This window comes from Stenotrophomonas sp. CASM101, assembly GCF_049384845.1.
Lineage (GTDB): Bacteria > Pseudomonadota > Gammaproteobacteria > Xanthomonadales > Xanthomonadaceae > Stenotrophomonas > Stenotrophomonas hibiscicola.
Window position 1 is genome coordinate 264,282 of sequence record NZ_JBMRFR010000002.1, and the last position, 16,696, is coordinate 280,977.

Here is a 16,696-nt window from a genome sequence, read left to right on the forward strand (position 1 = left end):
CGCCCGTTTCACCTGCCTGATGCCACAGTGCCATCACCGTTTGCTCGAGCCTGCCTCTACCGTGCCGGATTGGTTGCCTGCCTCTCTTCAGATCCTCCCGCGCAGCTTCTACCGGCGCCCGCCCGTCGAGGTTGCGCCCGAGCTGCTCAACAAGCTCCTGGTCCGTGACGATGGCCGGGCCGGTCGCATCGTTGAAGTCGAAGCCTACGCGGGCAGTGTCGATCCGGCCGCACACTCCTATCGCGGGCAGACGCCGCGCACGGCCAGCATGTTCGGTGAGGCCGGCCACCTGTATGTCTATTTCACCTACGGGATGCACTGGGGCAGCAACGTTGTCTGCGGCGAAGTGGGTGAAGGCGTGGCGGTGCTGCTGCGGGCCAGCGAGCCGCTGGTGGGCCTGGAGCGCATGCGCGAACTGCGTCCCGCCGCGCGCCGCGACCACGATCTGGCCAGCGGGCCCGGCAAGCTCTCGCAGGCCTTCGGGCTGGACCGCAGCTTCGACGGCGCTGATCTGGTGACCGGCAACCACGGCATTGTCATCGTCAGCGACGGCGTGCCGCCGCCGGAGGATCCAGTGGTCGGGCCCCGCATCGGCATCACCCGCGCTGTTGATTTCCCCTGGCGTTGGCACGTCCGTGATCATCGTCACGTATCGATACAGCCACGCCGCGCTCTCTCCCCGGCGAGGAAACGATGATGACCCCGCTCGACAAACCGCTGCGACGCGAACTGGACATCGATGGCCAGCCCTACACCCTCATCGTGGACCCCGAAGGACTGAAGCTGGTTGAAAAGGGGCGCCGCAAGGGCATCACGCTGCGCTGGCAGGACCTGGTGTCCGGTGATGCCGCGCTGGCTACCGCCTTGCAGGCATCGCTCCGGCAACACTGAGCCGGTGCGCGCGCCTCACGCCGGCATCACCCTGCCATGGCGATACATAACGCCGCACGCACTACCGTGATCCAAGACAGCCGCCGCAACCGCCCTCGCCACCCAGCCCTGAAAAGCGCCATGGACGAAGCCGAACGACTGCTCGAAATCGAACGACTGCACCTGTTGGATACGCCCCCGGAGCCGGTGTTCGATGCCATCGTCGCCGCCGCCCGCGCCGCGACCGGCCTGACGATGGGCCTGATCACCGTGGTGGCCGAAGACCGCCAGTGGTTCAAGGCCAACATCGGCCTTGAGGGCGTCAGCGAGACGGCTCGCGAAATTTCCTTCTGCACCCATGCCATACGCCAGGACCAGCTGTTCGAGATACCCGATGCGCGCCAGGATCCACGTTTCTCCACCAATCCGCTGGTGACAGGTGGGCCGCGCATCCGCCACTACGCTGGCATCCCCCTGGGCTCGGCGCACGGCGCACGTATCGGCACGCTGTGCCTGCTCGACCCGATGCCCGGCGTGCTGTCCCCCTCCCAGCGCGAACTGATGGTGCATCTGGCGGGGGTCACCACCCAGGTGCTGGAACAGCGCAGTACCCTGATGGCGCAGGTTGGCCAGGCGAAAGCGCTGCATCGCGAGCTGAAACGCAGCGAAGACTTCCTGGAGCGCACCAACCGCGCGGCGCGGGTGGGCGGCTGGGAGATGGACCTGGTCACCAACGAAGTGCGCTGGACCCGCGAGACCAAGCAGTTGCACGGCGTGCGCAGCAACTTTGAACCGACGCTCGACACCGCGCTGTCGTTCTATCGCGAAGACAGCCGCAACATCATCCGCGCGGCAGTGCAGCGTTGCATCGACGAAGGCACGTCCTGGGAGGTGCAGTTGCCAATGACGACCGCCGACGGGCGCGCGATCTGGACCCGGGTGGTCGGCAGCCGGCAACAGGTCGACGGCCATCCGCGCCTGGTCGGGGCCATCCAGGACATCACGGATGAGCGAGCCGCGCTCGACGCGCTGGAAGCCAGCGAAACCCGCTACCGGCGACTGTTCCACTACAGTCTGGGCCTGATCTGCACCCACACGCTGGACGGGACATTGACCTCGGTGAATCCGGCGGCGGTGCAGTCGCTGGGCTTCGAGGAAAGCCAGATGATCGGGCGCAGCCTGTGTGACCTGATGCCACCGGAAAAACGCGAGGGCTTCAAGGCCTACCTCGCCCGGATCCAGGCAAACCACACCGACGCTGGCGTGATCGAGCTGATTGCCGCCGATGGTACGCGCCACTACTGGGCGTACCACAACGTGCTCGACAACGAAGCCAGCCCGCCCTACGTGCTGGGACATGCGCAGGACGTCACCGCGCTGAGGATGCAGGAGCAGCAGCTGCGCGACATGTCCTTCAAGGATCCGCTCACGCAGTGCTACAACCGGCGTTACCTGCACCGGCTGGATGAACTGATTGACGAGCGCTGGGCGTGCGTGATGTTCGATCTGGACCATTTCAAGCACATCAACGACACCCAGGGCCACCGCCGTGGCGATGCCGTGCTGGTCGAGTTCGCCACCTTCCTGCGCTCGCCGCTGGGCAAGGACGAGACCGTGGTACGGCTGGGTGGCGACGAGTTCATGGTGGTGCTGGTCGCGCCCGAAAATGGCCGGTTGAGCGAACTGGAACACTGGTACCAGGACCACGCCGCGCTCTCGCCCAGCGCGTTCTCGATGGGTGCGGCCATCAACACGCCCGGCGAACCCGTGGCCGACACCATCCAGAAGGCGGACAGCCGCCTGTACCGCACCCGCGCGCGGGTACGCCGCGAGCGGCGCGAAGACCCAGCCGCACGCTGATCACGCCCTGACCGTCACCCAGGCTGGCGCGTGGTCGCTGGCCTTTTCCTGCAGTCGTACCCAGCGGTCGACGCCGGCATCCTTCAGTCGCTCCGCCAGTATCGGATTCAACAGCAGATGATCGATGCGCAGCCCACGGTCGCGCTCGGCATGTTGGCGGAAATAGTCCCAGAAGGTGTAGATCGTGGCGTCGCCGTGCACCTTTCGCAGCGCATCGGTCCAGCCCTGCGCCAGCAGCCGCTCGAAGGCATCGCGAACCTCGGGCAGGAACAGCGCATCGCGGCGCCAGGCCTTGGGGTCGTAGACGTCGGCTTCGGTGGGAATCACGTTGAAATCACCCAGCAGCAGCGCCGGGTGCGGCAGCTCGACCAGGCTGCGCGCATGCCGGATCAGGCGCGCCATCCAGCGCAGCTTGTAGTCGAACTTCGGCCCGGGCTGCGGGTTGCCGTTGGGCAGGTAGAGGGCACCCACGATGACGCCGTGCACCGCTGCCTCCAGGTAGCGACTCTGCGTATCCTTGGGTTCGCCCGGCAATCGGCGGCGGCTCTCGACCGGCATGGTGCCCCGGGCCAGCAGCGCCACGCCGTTCCAGCGCGCCTCACCCTGCCAGAGTGCACCGTAGCCGGCCTCTTCCAATGCCGCAGCGGGAAACGCGGCGTCGGTGGCCTTCAGTTCCTGCAGGGCAACCACATCCGGCGATTCCCTGTGCAGCCAGTCCAGCAGCTGCGGCAGGCGTGTGCCGATGCCGTTGACGTTGAACGTCGCAATACGAAGCGTTTTGCGGCGGGGCATGGATAAAGGTTCCTCGGCGCAGCGGGACGAGCATTCACTCTGCGCGCCCAGGCATGCAGGGACCGTGGATGCCACGTCATGATGCGGTGCCATTCGGTTCACGAACCGCTGCCACGGCGCACAGCAGGCTGGTCACCCGTGAACGGTGCTGGAGAAGCCCCATGGCGGTACGTCCGCTGCGCGCGATCTACCAGGTCGACCCCTACCTGTTCCGCGACAGCAATGGGCGCGGCTGGGGCACCCTGGATGGCATCACCGAAAAGCTGGACTACCTGCAGTGGCTCGGTGTCAGCCACCTGTGGCTGCTGCCGTTCTACTGCAACGCCGGCCGTGACGGTGGCTACGATGTCACCGATCACTACCGCATCGATCCACGCCTGGGTGACGAGGCGGCGTTCCAGCGCCTGGTCGATGCTGCCGCCGCACGCGACATCGGCATCATTGTCGAGCTGGTGATGCAGCACACTGCCAGCGCTCACCCGTGGTTCGTCGCCGCGCAGCGCGGCGACCCGGCCTGGCGCCGCTGGTACCTGTGGAGCGACCACGTGCCCGACGATGGCCTGAAGCCGATGTTCCCGCCGATCGAGGCGTCTGCCTGGACCTGGAACGCCGAGGCCGGCGCGTTCAACCGGCATATGTTCTACCGGCACGAGCCAGACCTGGAGCTGGCCCATGCGCCAGTACGCGACGAACTGCTGCGGGTGATGACGTTCTGGATGCAGCGCGGCGTGGCTGGCTTCCGCGTGGACGCGGTGCCGTACATGGTCGAGCGCGCGCGACACGCCGACCCCCGCGACGACGGGCTGTGGCTGCTGGAGGAAATGCGCGCCACGGCAGACGCGCAGCAGCCAGGCCTGCCGCTGATCGGCGAAGCGGACGTCCCCGCGTCGCGCTACGGTGACTTCCTCTGCCAGGGCCGGCGGCTTTCGCACCTGCTGGATTTCCACCTCAACAATCATTTCTTCCTGGCCCTGGCGCGCGGCGACGCCAGCGAAGTGGCCCGGGTCATGGCCGAATACGGACCGCAGGCGCCGCCGCACACCCGCATCGCCTGGCTGCGCAACAACGATGAGCTTGACCTGGAGCAGCTGGAGCCGGAGGAGCGCGAAGCGGTGATGGAGCGCTTCGCCCCTGAGCGTGGCATGCGCATCTATGACCGTGGCATCCGTCGCCGGCTGGCGCCGATGCTGGAGGGCGACATCGCATGGCAGGGTATGGCTTGGGCGGCATTGCTGTCGCTGGGCCAGGTACCGGTGATCCGCTATGGCGAAGAGATCGGCCTCGGTGACTGCCTGGAGCTGCCAGAGCGCAATGCCGTGCGCATGCCGATGCACTGGCACGGTGGACCAGCGGCGGGGTTTACCGATCAACCGCGGCATGCCTGGCGCGCACCACCGGCAGACGGCCCGTACGGTTACCGCACGGTGAACGTCGAGGCGCAACGCGCGACGCCAGGTTCACTGCTGCTGCGGGTGCGCGAGCTGCTGCAGCAGCGCAATGCACATCCCGGGCTGCAGCAGGGTCCTCACACGCTCGACCCGCCATCTCCCGCGCTGCTGATGCTCCGCTACGGTGAGGCACCCCATCAGGCGCTGGCACTGATCAACTTCGGCGACGAGCCGGTCGAGGTGGACGTGCCCCTGCGCGGTCCGTTGAACACCCTGGTTGGCCGCGGCGCCAAGCTGCAGGATCGCCGCTGTTACCTGCAGGGCCATGGCTATACGTGGCTGGCCGCCGAGGGTGCCTGAGTGCGCAGCGCAGGCAGTACGTGCTCGGCGAAATCATCGATGAAGCGTTCCTGCTCGCGGTTCACGTTGTGCAGGTAGATGCGATCGAAGCCCAGTCCCTGCAGCTCCTGCAGCCAGGCCCGATGCTGGCCCAGGTCTGCCGAGACATGCACGTGCTGGCGCAGCACCTCGGCGCTGACCGATCGGGCCTGTGCTTCGAACTGTTCGGGCTGGTCCAGCCCTTCGGCCAGTTCCGGCGGCAGCACGTTGGCGCTCCACTGCTCCATCGCACCTTCCAGCGCCGCCTGTTCGGCGCGCGCGTAGGACAGCTTGGCCTGCAGGTACATCGGCTTGCCCCTGCCACCGCCGTCCTCGAACGCCGCCACCACACGCCGCAACTGCGCCAGTGGCTGGCTGATGGTGATCAGGCCATCGGCCCAGCCCCCCATCCAGCGTGCGGTTTCCTCGGTGACGGCCGCCCCCAGCAGCGGCAGGGGAAGCGCCGGGCGACTGTAGAGCCGTGCCTGGCGCACCCGGAAGCCACCGTCGTGGTCGACCTGCTCGCCGCCCCACAGCCGCCGCATCACCTCGGCCGCATCGCGCAGTGCCTTCTGCCGCTCGCGCTTGGCTGGCCACGGCTGGCCGGTGATGCGCTCGTTCAGGGCCTCGCCGGTACCCAGCGCCAGCCAGATCCGGCCCGGCGCCAACTGCTCCAGCGTCGCCGCTGCCTGTGCCACCAATGCCGGGTGCTGGCGCAGCATCGGGCAGGTCACCATGCCCAGGGTCAATGCGCTCTGCACCGCCAGCGCGCCGGCCCATACCCAGCTGTGGCCGGACTGCCCTTGCGCGGTCGTCCACGGGTGGAAGTGGTCCGAGCACATCAAAGCCTCGAATCCCGCCTGTTCGGCGCGCAGTGCCAGGCCCAGCAAAGTGGCGGGCGGGAACTGCTCATGCGATGCGTGGTAGCCGATGGTCATCACGGATTCCGTGCGGGGACTGGACACGATGGCAACACCCGCCGGGCTAAAACGGCGTCATGGAAACGAACGCTTCCTGCATCGGGCATCGACGCTGGGCTATCGCCGAAGGCTACATTCCAGCCTGGAGCAACGGCCCGTCACCGGAGATGCAGAGTCACGAAACCTGCTGTGTCCTCAATGCCGGCAACGAGGAGGCGCATGTCACCCTGACCCTCTACTTCGAAGACCGAGATCCGGTGGGCCCCTACCGGGTCACCGTGCCGGCACGACGCACTTGTCACCTGCGCTTCAATGACCTGCAGGATCCGGCGCCGGTACCGCGCGGCACCGGCTTCGCTACCCTCGTCGAATCCGACCAGCCGATCATCGTGCAGCACACGCGACTGGATTCGCGTCAACCGGCCAACAGCATCATGACCACCATCGCCCATCCGCTGTGAAGTCCTGCGCGCACACATCCACGCCGCAACGACACCGCGCCCTCCGGCCGTTTACCGCCATGGAGGGAGACTGGCCCCGGTTTCCTTCCGGAGAGTGACGATGGCCCTGCCCGACTACCCACGCCCGCCCTTCCCCGCCCAACAGCAATCCTTCCCCGGCAAGACCGCGCAGATGCAGCCCCGGCCGGACCACGGCGAGGACAGCTACCGCGGGCATGGACTGCTGCAGGGCAAGAAGGCACTGATCACTGGCGGTGACAGCGGCATCGGCGCGGCGGTGGCAATCGCGTTCGCGCGCGAAGGCGCCGACGTTGCCATCGCATTCCTCGATGGAGAGCAGGACGACGCCCGCCATGTGCAGCAGCAGATCGAACAGGCCGGGCGCAAGGCCGTGCTGGTGCCCTGTGACATCAGCGACCCGGCGCAGGCGCGCTCGCTGGTCGACCGCGTGGCCAGCGAGCTTGACGGCCTCGACATCCTGGTCAACAACGCGGCCTACCAACGCTATTACGAGCATTTCGACGACATCACCCTGGATGACTGGAAGCGGACGTTCGATACCAACGTGCATGCCGTGTTCAATCTGACCCGGCTGTGCGTGCCACATCTTCGCGGTGGCGGCGCGATCATCAACACGGCGTCGGTCAACTCCAAGCGGCCGACGCCGAACATCCTTCCCTATTCTGCAACCAAGGGTGCCGTCGCCAACCTGACGCTGGGGCTGGCCGGCCTGCTGGCCGAACATCAGATCCGCGTCAATGCCGTGCTGCCCGGCCCGATCTGGACGCCGTTCATTCCCGCTGGCATGGCCGCCGAAGAGGTCGAACAGTTCGGCGCGCAGACGCCGTTCGGCCGCCCCGGACAGCCGGCCGAGCTGGCCTCGGCCTATGTGATGCTGGCTTCGGACAGCGCCAGCTATACCTCCGGCGCACTGCTGACCATCTCCGGCGGCGCGGCAACACTGTGACCCCTCATGGCCGGATTGCCCGCCTGGATCCAGGATTGGCTGACCGTGGTTGTGCCGGTGGCCGAGGTGCTGGCCATCCTCGGCGTCGCATGGCTGATGGTGCGTGCGCTGGCGTGGCTGCTGGTGCAGGCCCGGCAGCGCGGCAGGCTGGCGCCAGAGCTTCATGTGGGCCTGCGCCGCGGCGGTGCCTTGCTGCTGTATCTGGCGGCCGCGCTGCTGATACTGGAGCGGCTGGGCGTTTCGCGCTCGGTGCTGTGGACCGCGCTGACCGGATTCATGGCCGTCGGTGCGGTGGCGTTCTTCGCCGCATGGAGCGTGTTGTCCAACCTGTTCTGTTCGTTCCTGATCGTCGCCACGCGCCCGTTCCGCATCAATGACACCATCGAAGTGCTGGAAAGCGTGGACAAGCCGGGCCTGTGCGGTCAGGTGGTTGACATCAACCTGATCTACACCACGCTGAGTGATCGTGGCGAAGGCGCGCGCGGTTGCCTGCTGCGCGTGCCCAACTCCTTGTTCTTCCAGCGCATCACCCGCCACTGGGGTGACAGCGGCTATTCCCAGCTGCCGGGAAGCGTGCCGATCAAAGGCAAGGTGCGCTGAGTAGCTGTTGAGCCGAGCCCATGCTCGGCTTGCTGCGCGCAGCGCTCGGTACGGCGCGACCTGAACGGAGTGCAGCCGAGCGCGGGCTCGGCTCTACAGGTGCATAGCGGGCGGCCCTATTCCGCCGTCAATGCCTGGATAGGGTCCAGCTGTGCAGCACTGTGTGCCGGGAAGCAGCCGAAGCCCAGCCCGATCACAGACCAACACATCAACGCGGCCAGCACCAGATAGGTACCCATGCGCCGCTTGACGCTACAGGAACTCCGCCATGCGCTGCAGCTCGTCGTCCAGCGCACCACCAAACACCTTGTCGCGGGCCAGCGACTTGCCGGCATAACCCACGTTCGACACCAACTCACCCTCGCGCACGCTGAGATTGGCCCAGCCCACCACCTGGTCGTGCCACAACACCGGCAGTGCGTAGTAGCCATACTGGCGCTTCGGTGCAGGCGTGTAGGCCTCGAACTTGTACACCCATCCCCACAGCAGCTCGAAGCGACGGCGGTCCCACACCACCGGGTCGAACGGCGCCAGCAGGCGCACCTGTTCGTCCGGTGCATAGCGGCGCGAACGCGGATTCTCGTCCGCCGGCCAGTACCAGGTGGTGCCCTCCAGCGTGCAGCTGGCCAGTTGTTGCTTGGCCAACGCCAACGCCTGCCGGGTCTGCTCGGCCAGATGTGGGGCGCCATAGCCCAGCAGGCGCACCAGATAGGTCAGGCTGGCCGAGGGCAGCGGCGCGTACTTGCGCACCACCAGGTCGATCAGGGCGGCGGCCCGTTCAACCTGCGCCTGCTCGCTGGCGTCCGGCTCGGCGTGCTCGGCCACTGCATAGATGCGGGTGCCACTATCGCGCCGCTGCACCCGCAGCAGGCCACGGTAGTGCATGCCGTCAAGCAGATGCGTGCTTGCGTTGCTGGTGCCGCCCCAGTAATTGGTCACCCGCCCATGGGCGAACGCCTGGTCCACCTCACGCGGGTGCACGCTGCCGCGCTCGCGCACGAAGGCCAGCACGTCGGCGGCGCGGCGTTGGGTCTCGGCGTCCCATTCGCGCTTGGACACGCGCGGGTGCATCAGTGCCAGATGCTCGCGCGGCAGGAAGCCGTAGTTCACCAGGCAATCCTCTTCCACCGGCAGGCGGGTATACCGGCGCTCAAGATCGCCTGCGCGATAGTCCTTCACCCGGTGGCGCAGGGTCAGGTCCTGCGCGCGCGCCGGTGCCCTGATCGGGTCGGCCTGCACGAAGCCCAACCGTCGTATCGCGGTCAGCAGCGTGGTCGGCTTGAACAGGGTGCGCGCCACCGCGTAGCGGCGAAGGTCATCGAGAGTGGGCGTGGCAGGCATGGCCGCATTGTAGAGCCACGCCATGCGTGGATGGGGTCACGGCAATCCGTCCCCGTCGTCCGCATCCAACAACTGCAACGACCCGATTACCAGCGCCCGCATGCCCTGCTTGAACTCGGTGATCACCTGTCCCTCCTCGTCATCCGCAATCGCGTAGATGGTGTCGGCGCCGGCGATGCAGTAGAACGCGATCGTGGCCAGCAGCCAGCGCGCCTTGTCCACCGGCAGGCCGAACACCTCGGCCACGTGTGCCTGGTGCGAGGCGATCTTTTCCAGCATCGGCGCGGTCGCCACCGTGCGCCGCAGCAGGTACGGGGGCAGCCCGGGATGCGCCTTCACCACCTCGCACAGTGACTCCACGAACACCGTCAGGTAGCCCTGCAGGCCACCCGCCGCATCGGCCGAGGCGCGGGGGATCTGCCAGCGCTGGAACACGGCTTCGGCCACCAGCCGCTTCAACGCCTCCAGGTTGGCCACGCGCTTGTACAGCGCCGCCTGGGTCACCGCCAGTTCGGCGGCCACGTTGGCCATGGTCAGGTTGGGCAGGCCCAGACGGATGCCGATGTCGGCCAGGCGCTCCGGGGTGATAGTCGGTGGACGGCCGCGAGGCGGCACCTTGGTTTCGCGTTGCGTGTTCATACCCTGCCGAGGGTGCCAGCAAAGGGACCCTCTTGTCCGCTTTGGTCTCTTTAGTTTAATTTACTCAACTAATTCGGAATGCGTCTGGTTCGCAACCATCTCGCAACCCGAACCGAGCCCCAGGCTCACTTCCCGCCAGGTCCCCACCCAGCCGACAACCCTGCGCTGCGCGCTCTTCCCGTGCTTGCCGATGGCAGCGCGCCAGGCGCGCTCGCGCCCAAGATTCACAGGACCCTGGAATGACCACGTACCCCTCTTCTTCCCCGCAGAACCGCGCTGCCGCCGCGTCATGCGGCCAAGCGCATCTGCACGGCCTGGCCCGGCGCTACCGCGCATCGGCGCTCGCGCTTGGCCTGATGGCATCGTGCGCCGCGCTGGCCGAAACCGCGCCGTCCACCCTGCCCTCGGTGCAGGTGCAGGAACAGCGCCGCGTGACCGGCGACTATGCCGGCGGTCAGGTGGCCGCCGGCAGCCGCGTCGGCCTGCTCGGCGACAAGGACTTCATGGACACGCCGTTCAATACGGTCAGCTACACCGAGTCCTTCATCCGCGACCGCCAGGCCAAGGACCTCACCGACGTCATCGCCGCCACCGACCCCACGGTGTTCAGCAACGGCGTCACCGGTTCGTGGAGCGAGAACTACGCGATCCGAGGCTTCGCCTCCAACACCAGCGACACCACCTTCAACGGCCTCAGCGGCATGGCGCCCTACTACCGCACCTCGCCGGAAATGTTCGAGCGCATCGAAGTGCTGAAGGGCCCCTCCGCGCTGCTCAATAGCATGCCGCCGGGCGGCTCGGTCGGTGGCAGCGTCAACCTGGTCCCCAAGCGTGCCGGCGATCAACCGCTGCTGCGGGTCAGTGCCAACTTCGCCTCCGATGCTCAGTTCGGCACCCATGTGGACATGGGCCGTCGGCTCGGCGCGGACAAGCAGTTCGGCGTCCGCTTCAACGGCGCGTACCGTGATGGCGATGGCCCCGTGGGCAAGCAACGCAAGAAGGTCCAGCTCGGTTCGCTGGCACTGGACTGGCGCGGCGAACGTGCGCGGCTGTCGGCCGACCTGTACAGCGCCGATGACCGTGTTGACGGCCCCGCACGTGGCGTCGGCCTGGCACCCGGCGTCGCCATTCCGCGGCCACCGCGTGGCGACACGCTGATCAACCCGGATTGGGCCTACGTGGACAGCCAGGACAAGGGCGCGATGCTGCGTGGCGAACTAGACATCAACGAACACCTGATGGCCTACCTGGCCTACGGCACCAGCAGGACCGACTACCGCTACAACGGCTCGATCAGTGCGCAGATCCTCAACCCGGCCGGTGACTTCACCACGGTGATCGGCCAGCTCGCCTTCGATATCAGGAAGCAGTCCGGCGATGCCGGCCTGCGCGGTTCGTTCCATACCGGCAGCGTCGGTCACCAATGGGCTGCCAACGTGACCCACTATCGGCATACCCAGAACGACTACGGCCGCCGCAGCGTACCCGGCTGGGACTGGACCACCAATCTGTACAACCCGGTATGGGGCCCGGCCGCGCCGTTCGTGGCACCGCACATCTCGCATACCGAACTGCGGCTGGACAGCCTCGGCGTCGCCGACACGCTGACCTTCGCCGATGACCGCGTGCAGCTGACGCTGGGCGTGCGCCGCCAGCAGGTAGTCAGCGAGACCTTCAGCGTGGCCACGGGCGCACGCACCTCACGCTACGACGAGAGCGCCACCACCCCGGCTGCGGCGCTGCTGCTGAAGGCGACCGACACGATCTCCCTCTACACCAACTACATCGAAGGCCTCAGCCAGGGCGCCACCGCGCCGATGACCGCCGCCAATGCCGGTGACGTGTTCGCGCCGTTCCGCACCAAGCAGAAGGAGCTGGGCCTGAAGCTGGATCTGGGCCGCTTCGCGCACACCTTCAGCCTGTATGAAATCAGGCGACCCAGCAGCTACACCGACCCGGTCACGAATATCTTCTCGTTTGGCGGCGAACAGCGGAATCGTGGCGTGGAATGGGGCTTCTTCGGCGCGCCACTGGACGGCGTGCGCCTGCTCGGTGGCGTGGCCTATGTACAGCCGAAGCTGACCCGGACGGCTGGCGGCGTGAATGAAGGCCGCATGGCCACGGCAATTGCGCAGCGGCAGGCCAAACTCGGTGTGGAATGGGATGTGCCCGCGCTGGAAGGCCTGACCCTCACCGGCAATGCCACGGCGATGTCGAAGCAGTACATCAGTGCCGACAACCGCCTGTCGGTGCCTGGGCGGACGTTGTTCGATGTCGGCGCGCGCTACAGCACCACACTGGCCGGCAGGCCGCTGGCGCTGCGCGCCACCGTCAACAACGTGACCAACAAGGCGTATTGGGGCATGCCGTTGTTGTCGAGCCTGGCGCTGGGTGCACCGAGGACGGTGCTGCTGTCGGCGACGATGGATTTCTGAGCTGGCATGGACCCCTTGTAGAGCCGAGCCCATGCTCGGCTCCGTTTCGTCCGGTGAGCCGAGCATAGGCTCGGCTCTACAGAACGCGGGGCCATCCGCCAACGGCATCCAGGCAGGATGCGAATATCCTGTAGAGCCGAGCCCACGCTCGGCTGCGTTTTGCCCGATGAGCCGAGCGCAGGCTCGGCTCTACACCAACAGCATCCACGCTCGTCGTAGGTCTACTCGGGGTGCAGACGAAAAATGGCGTGGCTGGTCAACGCCAATGCCGCCAGCTTCAGCCCTTCCATTACGCGATCACCCACGTACTGTTCCGGGCCGCCATTCTGGCGGGCGCGTTCGGCCGCCAGCAGGATCTCCTGCACCACACGCAGCCTGGCCAGCGCAGCGTCGGCGTCGGCCAACGCCAGGCACCGGCCCGGCAGCTGGTGGCGCTCGGGCCAAGGCTGGCCGTCAGAAGCCGCGCCCAGCCCGATGCTGTGCAGCAGGGCCGTCAGGTTGTTGGGATCGGGCGGGATGTCGTGCCCCTCATCGGCATTGGCCGGGGCGCGCTGATGGGGGAACTCCGATGCGTTCATGGCAGGTCTCTGTGCAAGGCATGCGGGACCACCGCCCTTAACAAAGGCGGCGGACGGTACGTGTGTGGAAACCGGTAGCTAAGCGTCATTACCCGGTGGGTTCGCTTGCGCGCACCCCACGTACCGCCCGCCATAGAACGCGAACGGAATGCCAGCCGGCGCCGCGCAAGGCGACGCCGGCTGGCAAGCGTAAACAACGCATAGCTAAACGGGTTTCCACACCCGGCCACCCTTTTTCGGTGGCAATCCATCATGTGCACAGCGGGGTGGCAGGCGCCAACAACCCAAGTGCAAAGACAGCAACGTTCACGCAGTGGCAGCATTGTCGCATATCGACAATCGCGCCGAAAATTCAATAACTTGCAGCATGCCGATGGCGGCATGCTTCACCCGCATCGGCACCGCGCATTCCTTGACCGCATCCGGCATTCAGGACATGCCACATGCCAGTTCCGACATTACGCAAGCAGATGGGCAACCAATGCCAGCACCGCCAGATGCCCAACGTAGTACCCATAGAACGCCCAACGCCAGCGCGGCAGTTGCCTCGGCACCCGCGTCGCCAGCACGACCATAGGAACAGCCAGCAATGCCCAGCCGTTGTGGTTGGCCCAGCACACCGCTGCGAGCCCGACCAGCAGCAGCCACCACGCGCGATGCCGGAACGCGATCCATCCCAGCAGCACGCAGCCGACACCCGCCCACTGGTAATCCACGAACATCGGCAGCACGCCGGCAGCCAGCAACAGCAGAACGGGCCGATGGTTCGCCAGCGCATGAACGGCCACGGCCGCCAGAGTGAAAGTAAGCAGGATGTTGAGCGGCAGCCAGGAACCAAACGCGAATGCGTGCACTGGCTGGGCGATCAGCCCCCATAGCGCGAGCCGGCGGATCGATTTGCGCAGGTCGGCGCCCGGCTGGGCCAGGTTGCAGGCCATCACCAGCGCGAACAGCGGGAAGGCGATACGCCCCAGTTCGCTGACCACCGGCACGTAGCCCCCGAGCACCACCTTGGCCACGTGGTCGCCGGTCATGGCCAGCAGCGCGATCCACTTCAACAGCTCGCGCGCGCCACTGCCGAGGCTGAGGTTGAACGTGGACGTCCCGGTCGTGGTCGCTTGCATCGCGGAAGCTTATGCGCATCGGCCAGCGCATTTCCAGCGCCGCGCAGGAGTCCGTCGCTGCAGCCAGCAGGTCGCGGCGCTATGCTGGCCGACCCTGCTTGTGAGGCCCCCGCCATGCGCACCCTGTACCCCGCCATCGAGCCCTACCGCGAGTTCACCCTGAAGGTGAGCGATCTGCACACGCTGCACATCGAAGAGTGCGGCACGCCGGAGGGCATTCCGGTGGTGTACCTGCACGGCGGCCCAGGCGCCGGCATTTCACCCACCCATCGCCGCTTCTTCGATCCGGCCCGCTACCGCATCGTGCTGATCGACCAGCGTGGCAGCGGCCGCTCCACACCGTTCGGCGAGCTGCGCGACAACACCACGCAGGACCTGGTGGCGGACATCGAAAAGGTGCGCGAGCACCTGGGCATCGAGCGTTGGCTGGTCTATGGCGGCTCCTGGGGGTCGACCCTGTCACTGGCCTATGCGCAGGCGCATCCCGAGCGCGCCACCGGCCTGATCGTGCGCGGCGTATTCCTCGGCCGCGAAATGGAGAACCGCTGGTTCGCCGAGGCCGATGGGGGTGCGCGCTGGATCTTCCCGGAGCGCTGGGACCGCTATGAGGCCTACATTCCAGAGGCCGAGCGTGGTGACATGATCGCAGCCTACTGGTCGCGGCTGGACAGCGCGGACGAGACGACCCGCATCGAAGCCGCGCAGGCCTGGTTGGGCTGGGAAGACAACGCCGCCACCCTGCAGCACGACGTGGATGCCGAATCCACCGATGATCCGCTGGATACGCTGGCGAAGGCCCGTATTGAAGCGCACTACTTCCGCAACGGCATCTTCCTGGAGCCGGACCAGCTGCTGCGCAACATCGATCGCATCCGCCACCTGCCCGGCGTGATCGTGCAGGGGCGCTACGACATCATCTGCCCGCCGCGCAGCGCCTGGGACCTGGCCAAGGCCTGGCCGGAAGCGCGCCTGGAGATGGTGACCTCCGGCCACAGCGCCAACGAGCCGGCCACGGTCGATGCGCTGGTGCGGGCGACGGATGCCTTTGCCGACCGGTTCTGAACGCCTGGGGTAGTGCCGGCCGCTGGCCGGCACCCCCGCAACACACTCCTGCGTGCGACTACGGGTTGGCGTCAAACACCACGGTCATGTTGCCTTCCCAATGCGAGCCTGGCGCCTTCAGCATCTCTGTTACGGCGTCCCGCCCTGCGGTGAACCGCAAGGTCGACCGCCGCTGCATCAGATAGCCATCCGGCGTGAAGCGCGGCGCCTGTGCGTCGTCGGGTAACAGCGGTGTGTCCTGCGCCGGGCGCCCATCGCGCAGATTGCGCATGCCGGGCAAGGTGACGTCCACATCCACCGGTACAACCTGCCCAAGCGTCTGATTGCGAATGCCGCAGCGATTGCCCGCGTCGTGCTCACAGCGCAGCTTCATGCTGAAGTCCATCGACGTAGTCAGGTAGAAAGGGAGCTCCTGATAGAGGCGTGCCGGGGGTAGGCCATGATCGTTCCACTGTGCCCAGCCTCCTTCCGGGGCAAGCTTGACGGTTGGACGCTCGCTTGCAAAACGCACCTTGAAGTCGTGGACCACGTCCAACAACAGCTGCAGTGTCAGCTCCGAGTCGGAATAGTCACCCTGCCCCAGGTCGATCTGCTGCCCGTTGCCAACCGTGTACGTCACGCTGCCGCTGTACTGTCCATCCTGCGCCTGCAACGGATTCGGGGTTTCAAGGTGATAGCCAATGGAGAATCGCAGATAGTTCGCGACGGAATCGGTGGTAGCACGCGGATTGCGCGCGCAGACCGCACTGCGCTCTGGCACTTCCCAGGCATATCGATAGAACACCGCATTCCCAACGCCCGTTCGACCGGCGCAGCCTCCTGTAGATGATCCATATAGCCCGGGTGACGTGCCATCGTGAGCCAAACCCCACTCCATGCCGACGAGGAACAGTCGTATGCGCGCCTTCAGTTCATGGCCTGCGGCGTTGACAACCGTCACGTCGCGCCAGTTTCCATCGGCGCCGAGGTACCACTTCTCGCGCGCCTCCTCACCCCCCCCGAACAGCCGCCGCTGGCTGACGTTCAGGCCCGTGTTGATGGTGAAGTCGCCTGGCTTGCAGTAGCCCGAGTGCTGGGCACAGTACCCTGATTGCGGTGTGGTATTGACGAAACGGTTGTGGGTGGGATCAAGAGCCGTCGGCCTGAACTCCGCGGTAATCTGCAGATCTACCGCACGCGCAGGCGGCAGCGGCAGGAACAGCAGGAGCCCAACGAGGTAGAGTGCGATGGATGATTGGAATGTTCGAGAACGAAGTACAGTGTTTGCCATGACGTAGTTTC

Annotated in this window: 16 protein-coding genes; 9 read left to right on the forward strand and 7 right to left on the reverse strand. The window is 66.5% G+C overall.

What is annotated here, in order from left to right:
* Positions 1 to 61 precede the first annotated feature (61 nt).
* From VG543_RS05210 to VG543_RS05220, 3 genes are all read left to right on the forward strand, one after another.
* A complete protein-coding gene (locus VG543_RS05210) occupies positions 62 to 697 on the forward strand; it encodes a DNA-3-methyladenine glycosylase (protein ID WP_423177968.1) in 636 nt (211 codons plus the stop codon).
* Positions 697 to 891: a hypothetical protein gene (locus tag VG543_RS05215; RefSeq protein WP_019659790.1), complete on the forward strand. Its 195-nt coding sequence runs from the start codon at positions 697 to 699 to the stop codon at positions 889 to 891. The genes VG543_RS05210 and VG543_RS05215 overlap by 1 nt, the downstream gene beginning before the upstream one ends.
* Before the next feature lie 120 nt (positions 892 to 1,011).
* A complete protein-coding gene (locus VG543_RS05220; RefSeq protein WP_423177970.1) occupies positions 1,012 to 2,730 on the forward strand; it encodes a sensor domain-containing diguanylate cyclase in 1,719 nt (572 codons plus the stop codon).
* Here the strand turns inward: VG543_RS05220 and xth are convergent, their stop codons facing one another.
* Positions 2,731 to 3,522 (reverse strand): exodeoxyribonuclease III, encoded by a 792-nt coding sequence (xth, locus tag VG543_RS05225; RefSeq protein WP_155029600.1) that lies wholly within the window; start codon positions 3,520 to 3,522, stop codon positions 2,731 to 2,733. It lies immediately after the preceding gene.
* Positions 3,523 to 3,683: 161 nt separating this feature from the next.
* Here xth and VG543_RS05230 point away from each other — a divergent pair, with 161 nt between their 5' ends.
* A complete protein-coding gene (locus VG543_RS05230) occupies positions 3,684 to 5,270 on the forward strand; it encodes an alpha-amylase family protein (RefSeq protein ID WP_227844302.1) in 1,587 nt (528 codons plus the stop codon).
* Here VG543_RS05230 and VG543_RS05235 read toward each other — a convergent pair.
* Complete coding sequence (locus VG543_RS05235) at positions 5,240 to 6,226, reverse strand: TIGR03885 family FMN-dependent LLM class oxidoreductase (protein ID WP_019659794.1); 987 nt, start codon at positions 6,224 to 6,226, stop codon at positions 5,240 to 5,242. The genes VG543_RS05230 and VG543_RS05235 overlap by 31 nt on opposite strands.
* Positions 6,227 to 6,285: 59 nt before the next feature.
* Between VG543_RS05235 and VG543_RS05240 the strand changes: the two genes are divergently transcribed.
* From VG543_RS05240 to VG543_RS05250, 3 genes are all read left to right on the forward strand, one after another.
* On the forward strand, positions 6,286 to 6,669 hold the full coding sequence (locus tag VG543_RS05240) for a sensory rhodopsin transducer (protein WP_155029602.1): 384 nt from the start codon (positions 6,286 to 6,288) through the stop codon (positions 6,667 to 6,669).
* 100 nt (positions 6,670 to 6,769) lie between these two features.
* A complete protein-coding gene (locus VG543_RS05245) occupies positions 6,770 to 7,636 on the forward strand; it encodes a glucose 1-dehydrogenase (RefSeq protein ID WP_019659796.1) in 867 nt (288 codons plus the stop codon).
* A 6-nt stretch (positions 7,637 to 7,642) separates the two neighbouring features.
* Entirely contained in the window at positions 7,643 to 8,236 is a 594-nt protein-coding gene (locus tag VG543_RS05250) for a mechanosensitive ion channel domain-containing protein (RefSeq protein WP_180876819.1), read from the forward strand.
* A gap of 252 nt (positions 8,237 to 8,488) precedes the next feature.
* On the opposite strand, the gene VG543_RS05255 is transcribed toward VG543_RS05250, so the two are convergent.
* Together VG543_RS05255 and VG543_RS05260 are read right to left on the reverse strand one after the other, a co-directional pair.
* Positions 8,489 to 9,577: a DNA glycosylase AlkZ-like family protein gene (locus tag VG543_RS05255; protein WP_423181113.1), complete on the reverse strand. Its 1,089-nt coding sequence runs from the start codon at positions 9,575 to 9,577 to the stop codon at positions 8,489 to 8,491.
* 36 nt (positions 9,578 to 9,613) lie between these two features.
* A complete protein-coding gene (locus VG543_RS05260) occupies positions 9,614 to 10,216 on the reverse strand; it encodes a TetR/AcrR family transcriptional regulator (RefSeq protein ID WP_423177973.1) in 603 nt (200 codons plus the stop codon).
* Between the two features lie 239 nt (positions 10,217 to 10,455).
* Between VG543_RS05260 and VG543_RS05265 the strand changes: the two genes are divergently transcribed.
* On the forward strand, positions 10,456 to 12,651 hold the full coding sequence (locus tag VG543_RS05265; protein ID WP_423177974.1) for a TonB-dependent receptor: 2,196 nt from the start codon (positions 10,456 to 10,458) through the stop codon (positions 12,649 to 12,651).
* Between the two features lie 221 nt (positions 12,652 to 12,872).
* On the opposite strand, the gene VG543_RS05270 is transcribed toward VG543_RS05265, so the two are convergent.
* Positions 12,873 to 13,229 (reverse strand): hypothetical protein, encoded by a 357-nt coding sequence (locus VG543_RS05270; protein ID WP_423177975.1) that lies wholly within the window; start codon positions 13,227 to 13,229, stop codon positions 12,873 to 12,875.
* Between the two features lie 458 nt (positions 13,230 to 13,687).
* Positions 13,688 to 14,353, reverse strand: coding sequence for a TraX family protein (locus VG543_RS05275; RefSeq protein WP_423177976.1), 666 nt, complete (start codon positions 14,351 to 14,353; stop codon positions 13,688 to 13,690).
* A 114-nt stretch (positions 14,354 to 14,467) separates the two neighbouring features.
* Here VG543_RS05275 and pip point away from each other — a divergent pair, with 114 nt between their 5' ends.
* Positions 14,468 to 15,415, forward strand: a complete 948-nt coding sequence (gene pip, locus VG543_RS05280; protein WP_423177977.1) for a prolyl aminopeptidase — start codon at positions 14,468 to 14,470, stop codon at positions 15,413 to 15,415.
* Between the two features lie 58 nt (positions 15,416 to 15,473).
* Here the strand turns inward: pip and VG543_RS05285 are convergent, their stop codons facing one another.
* A complete protein-coding gene (locus VG543_RS05285) occupies positions 15,474 to 16,685 on the reverse strand; it encodes a hypothetical protein (protein ID WP_197621810.1) in 1,212 nt (403 codons plus the stop codon).
* Positions 16,686 to 16,696: the final 11 nt, after the last annotated feature.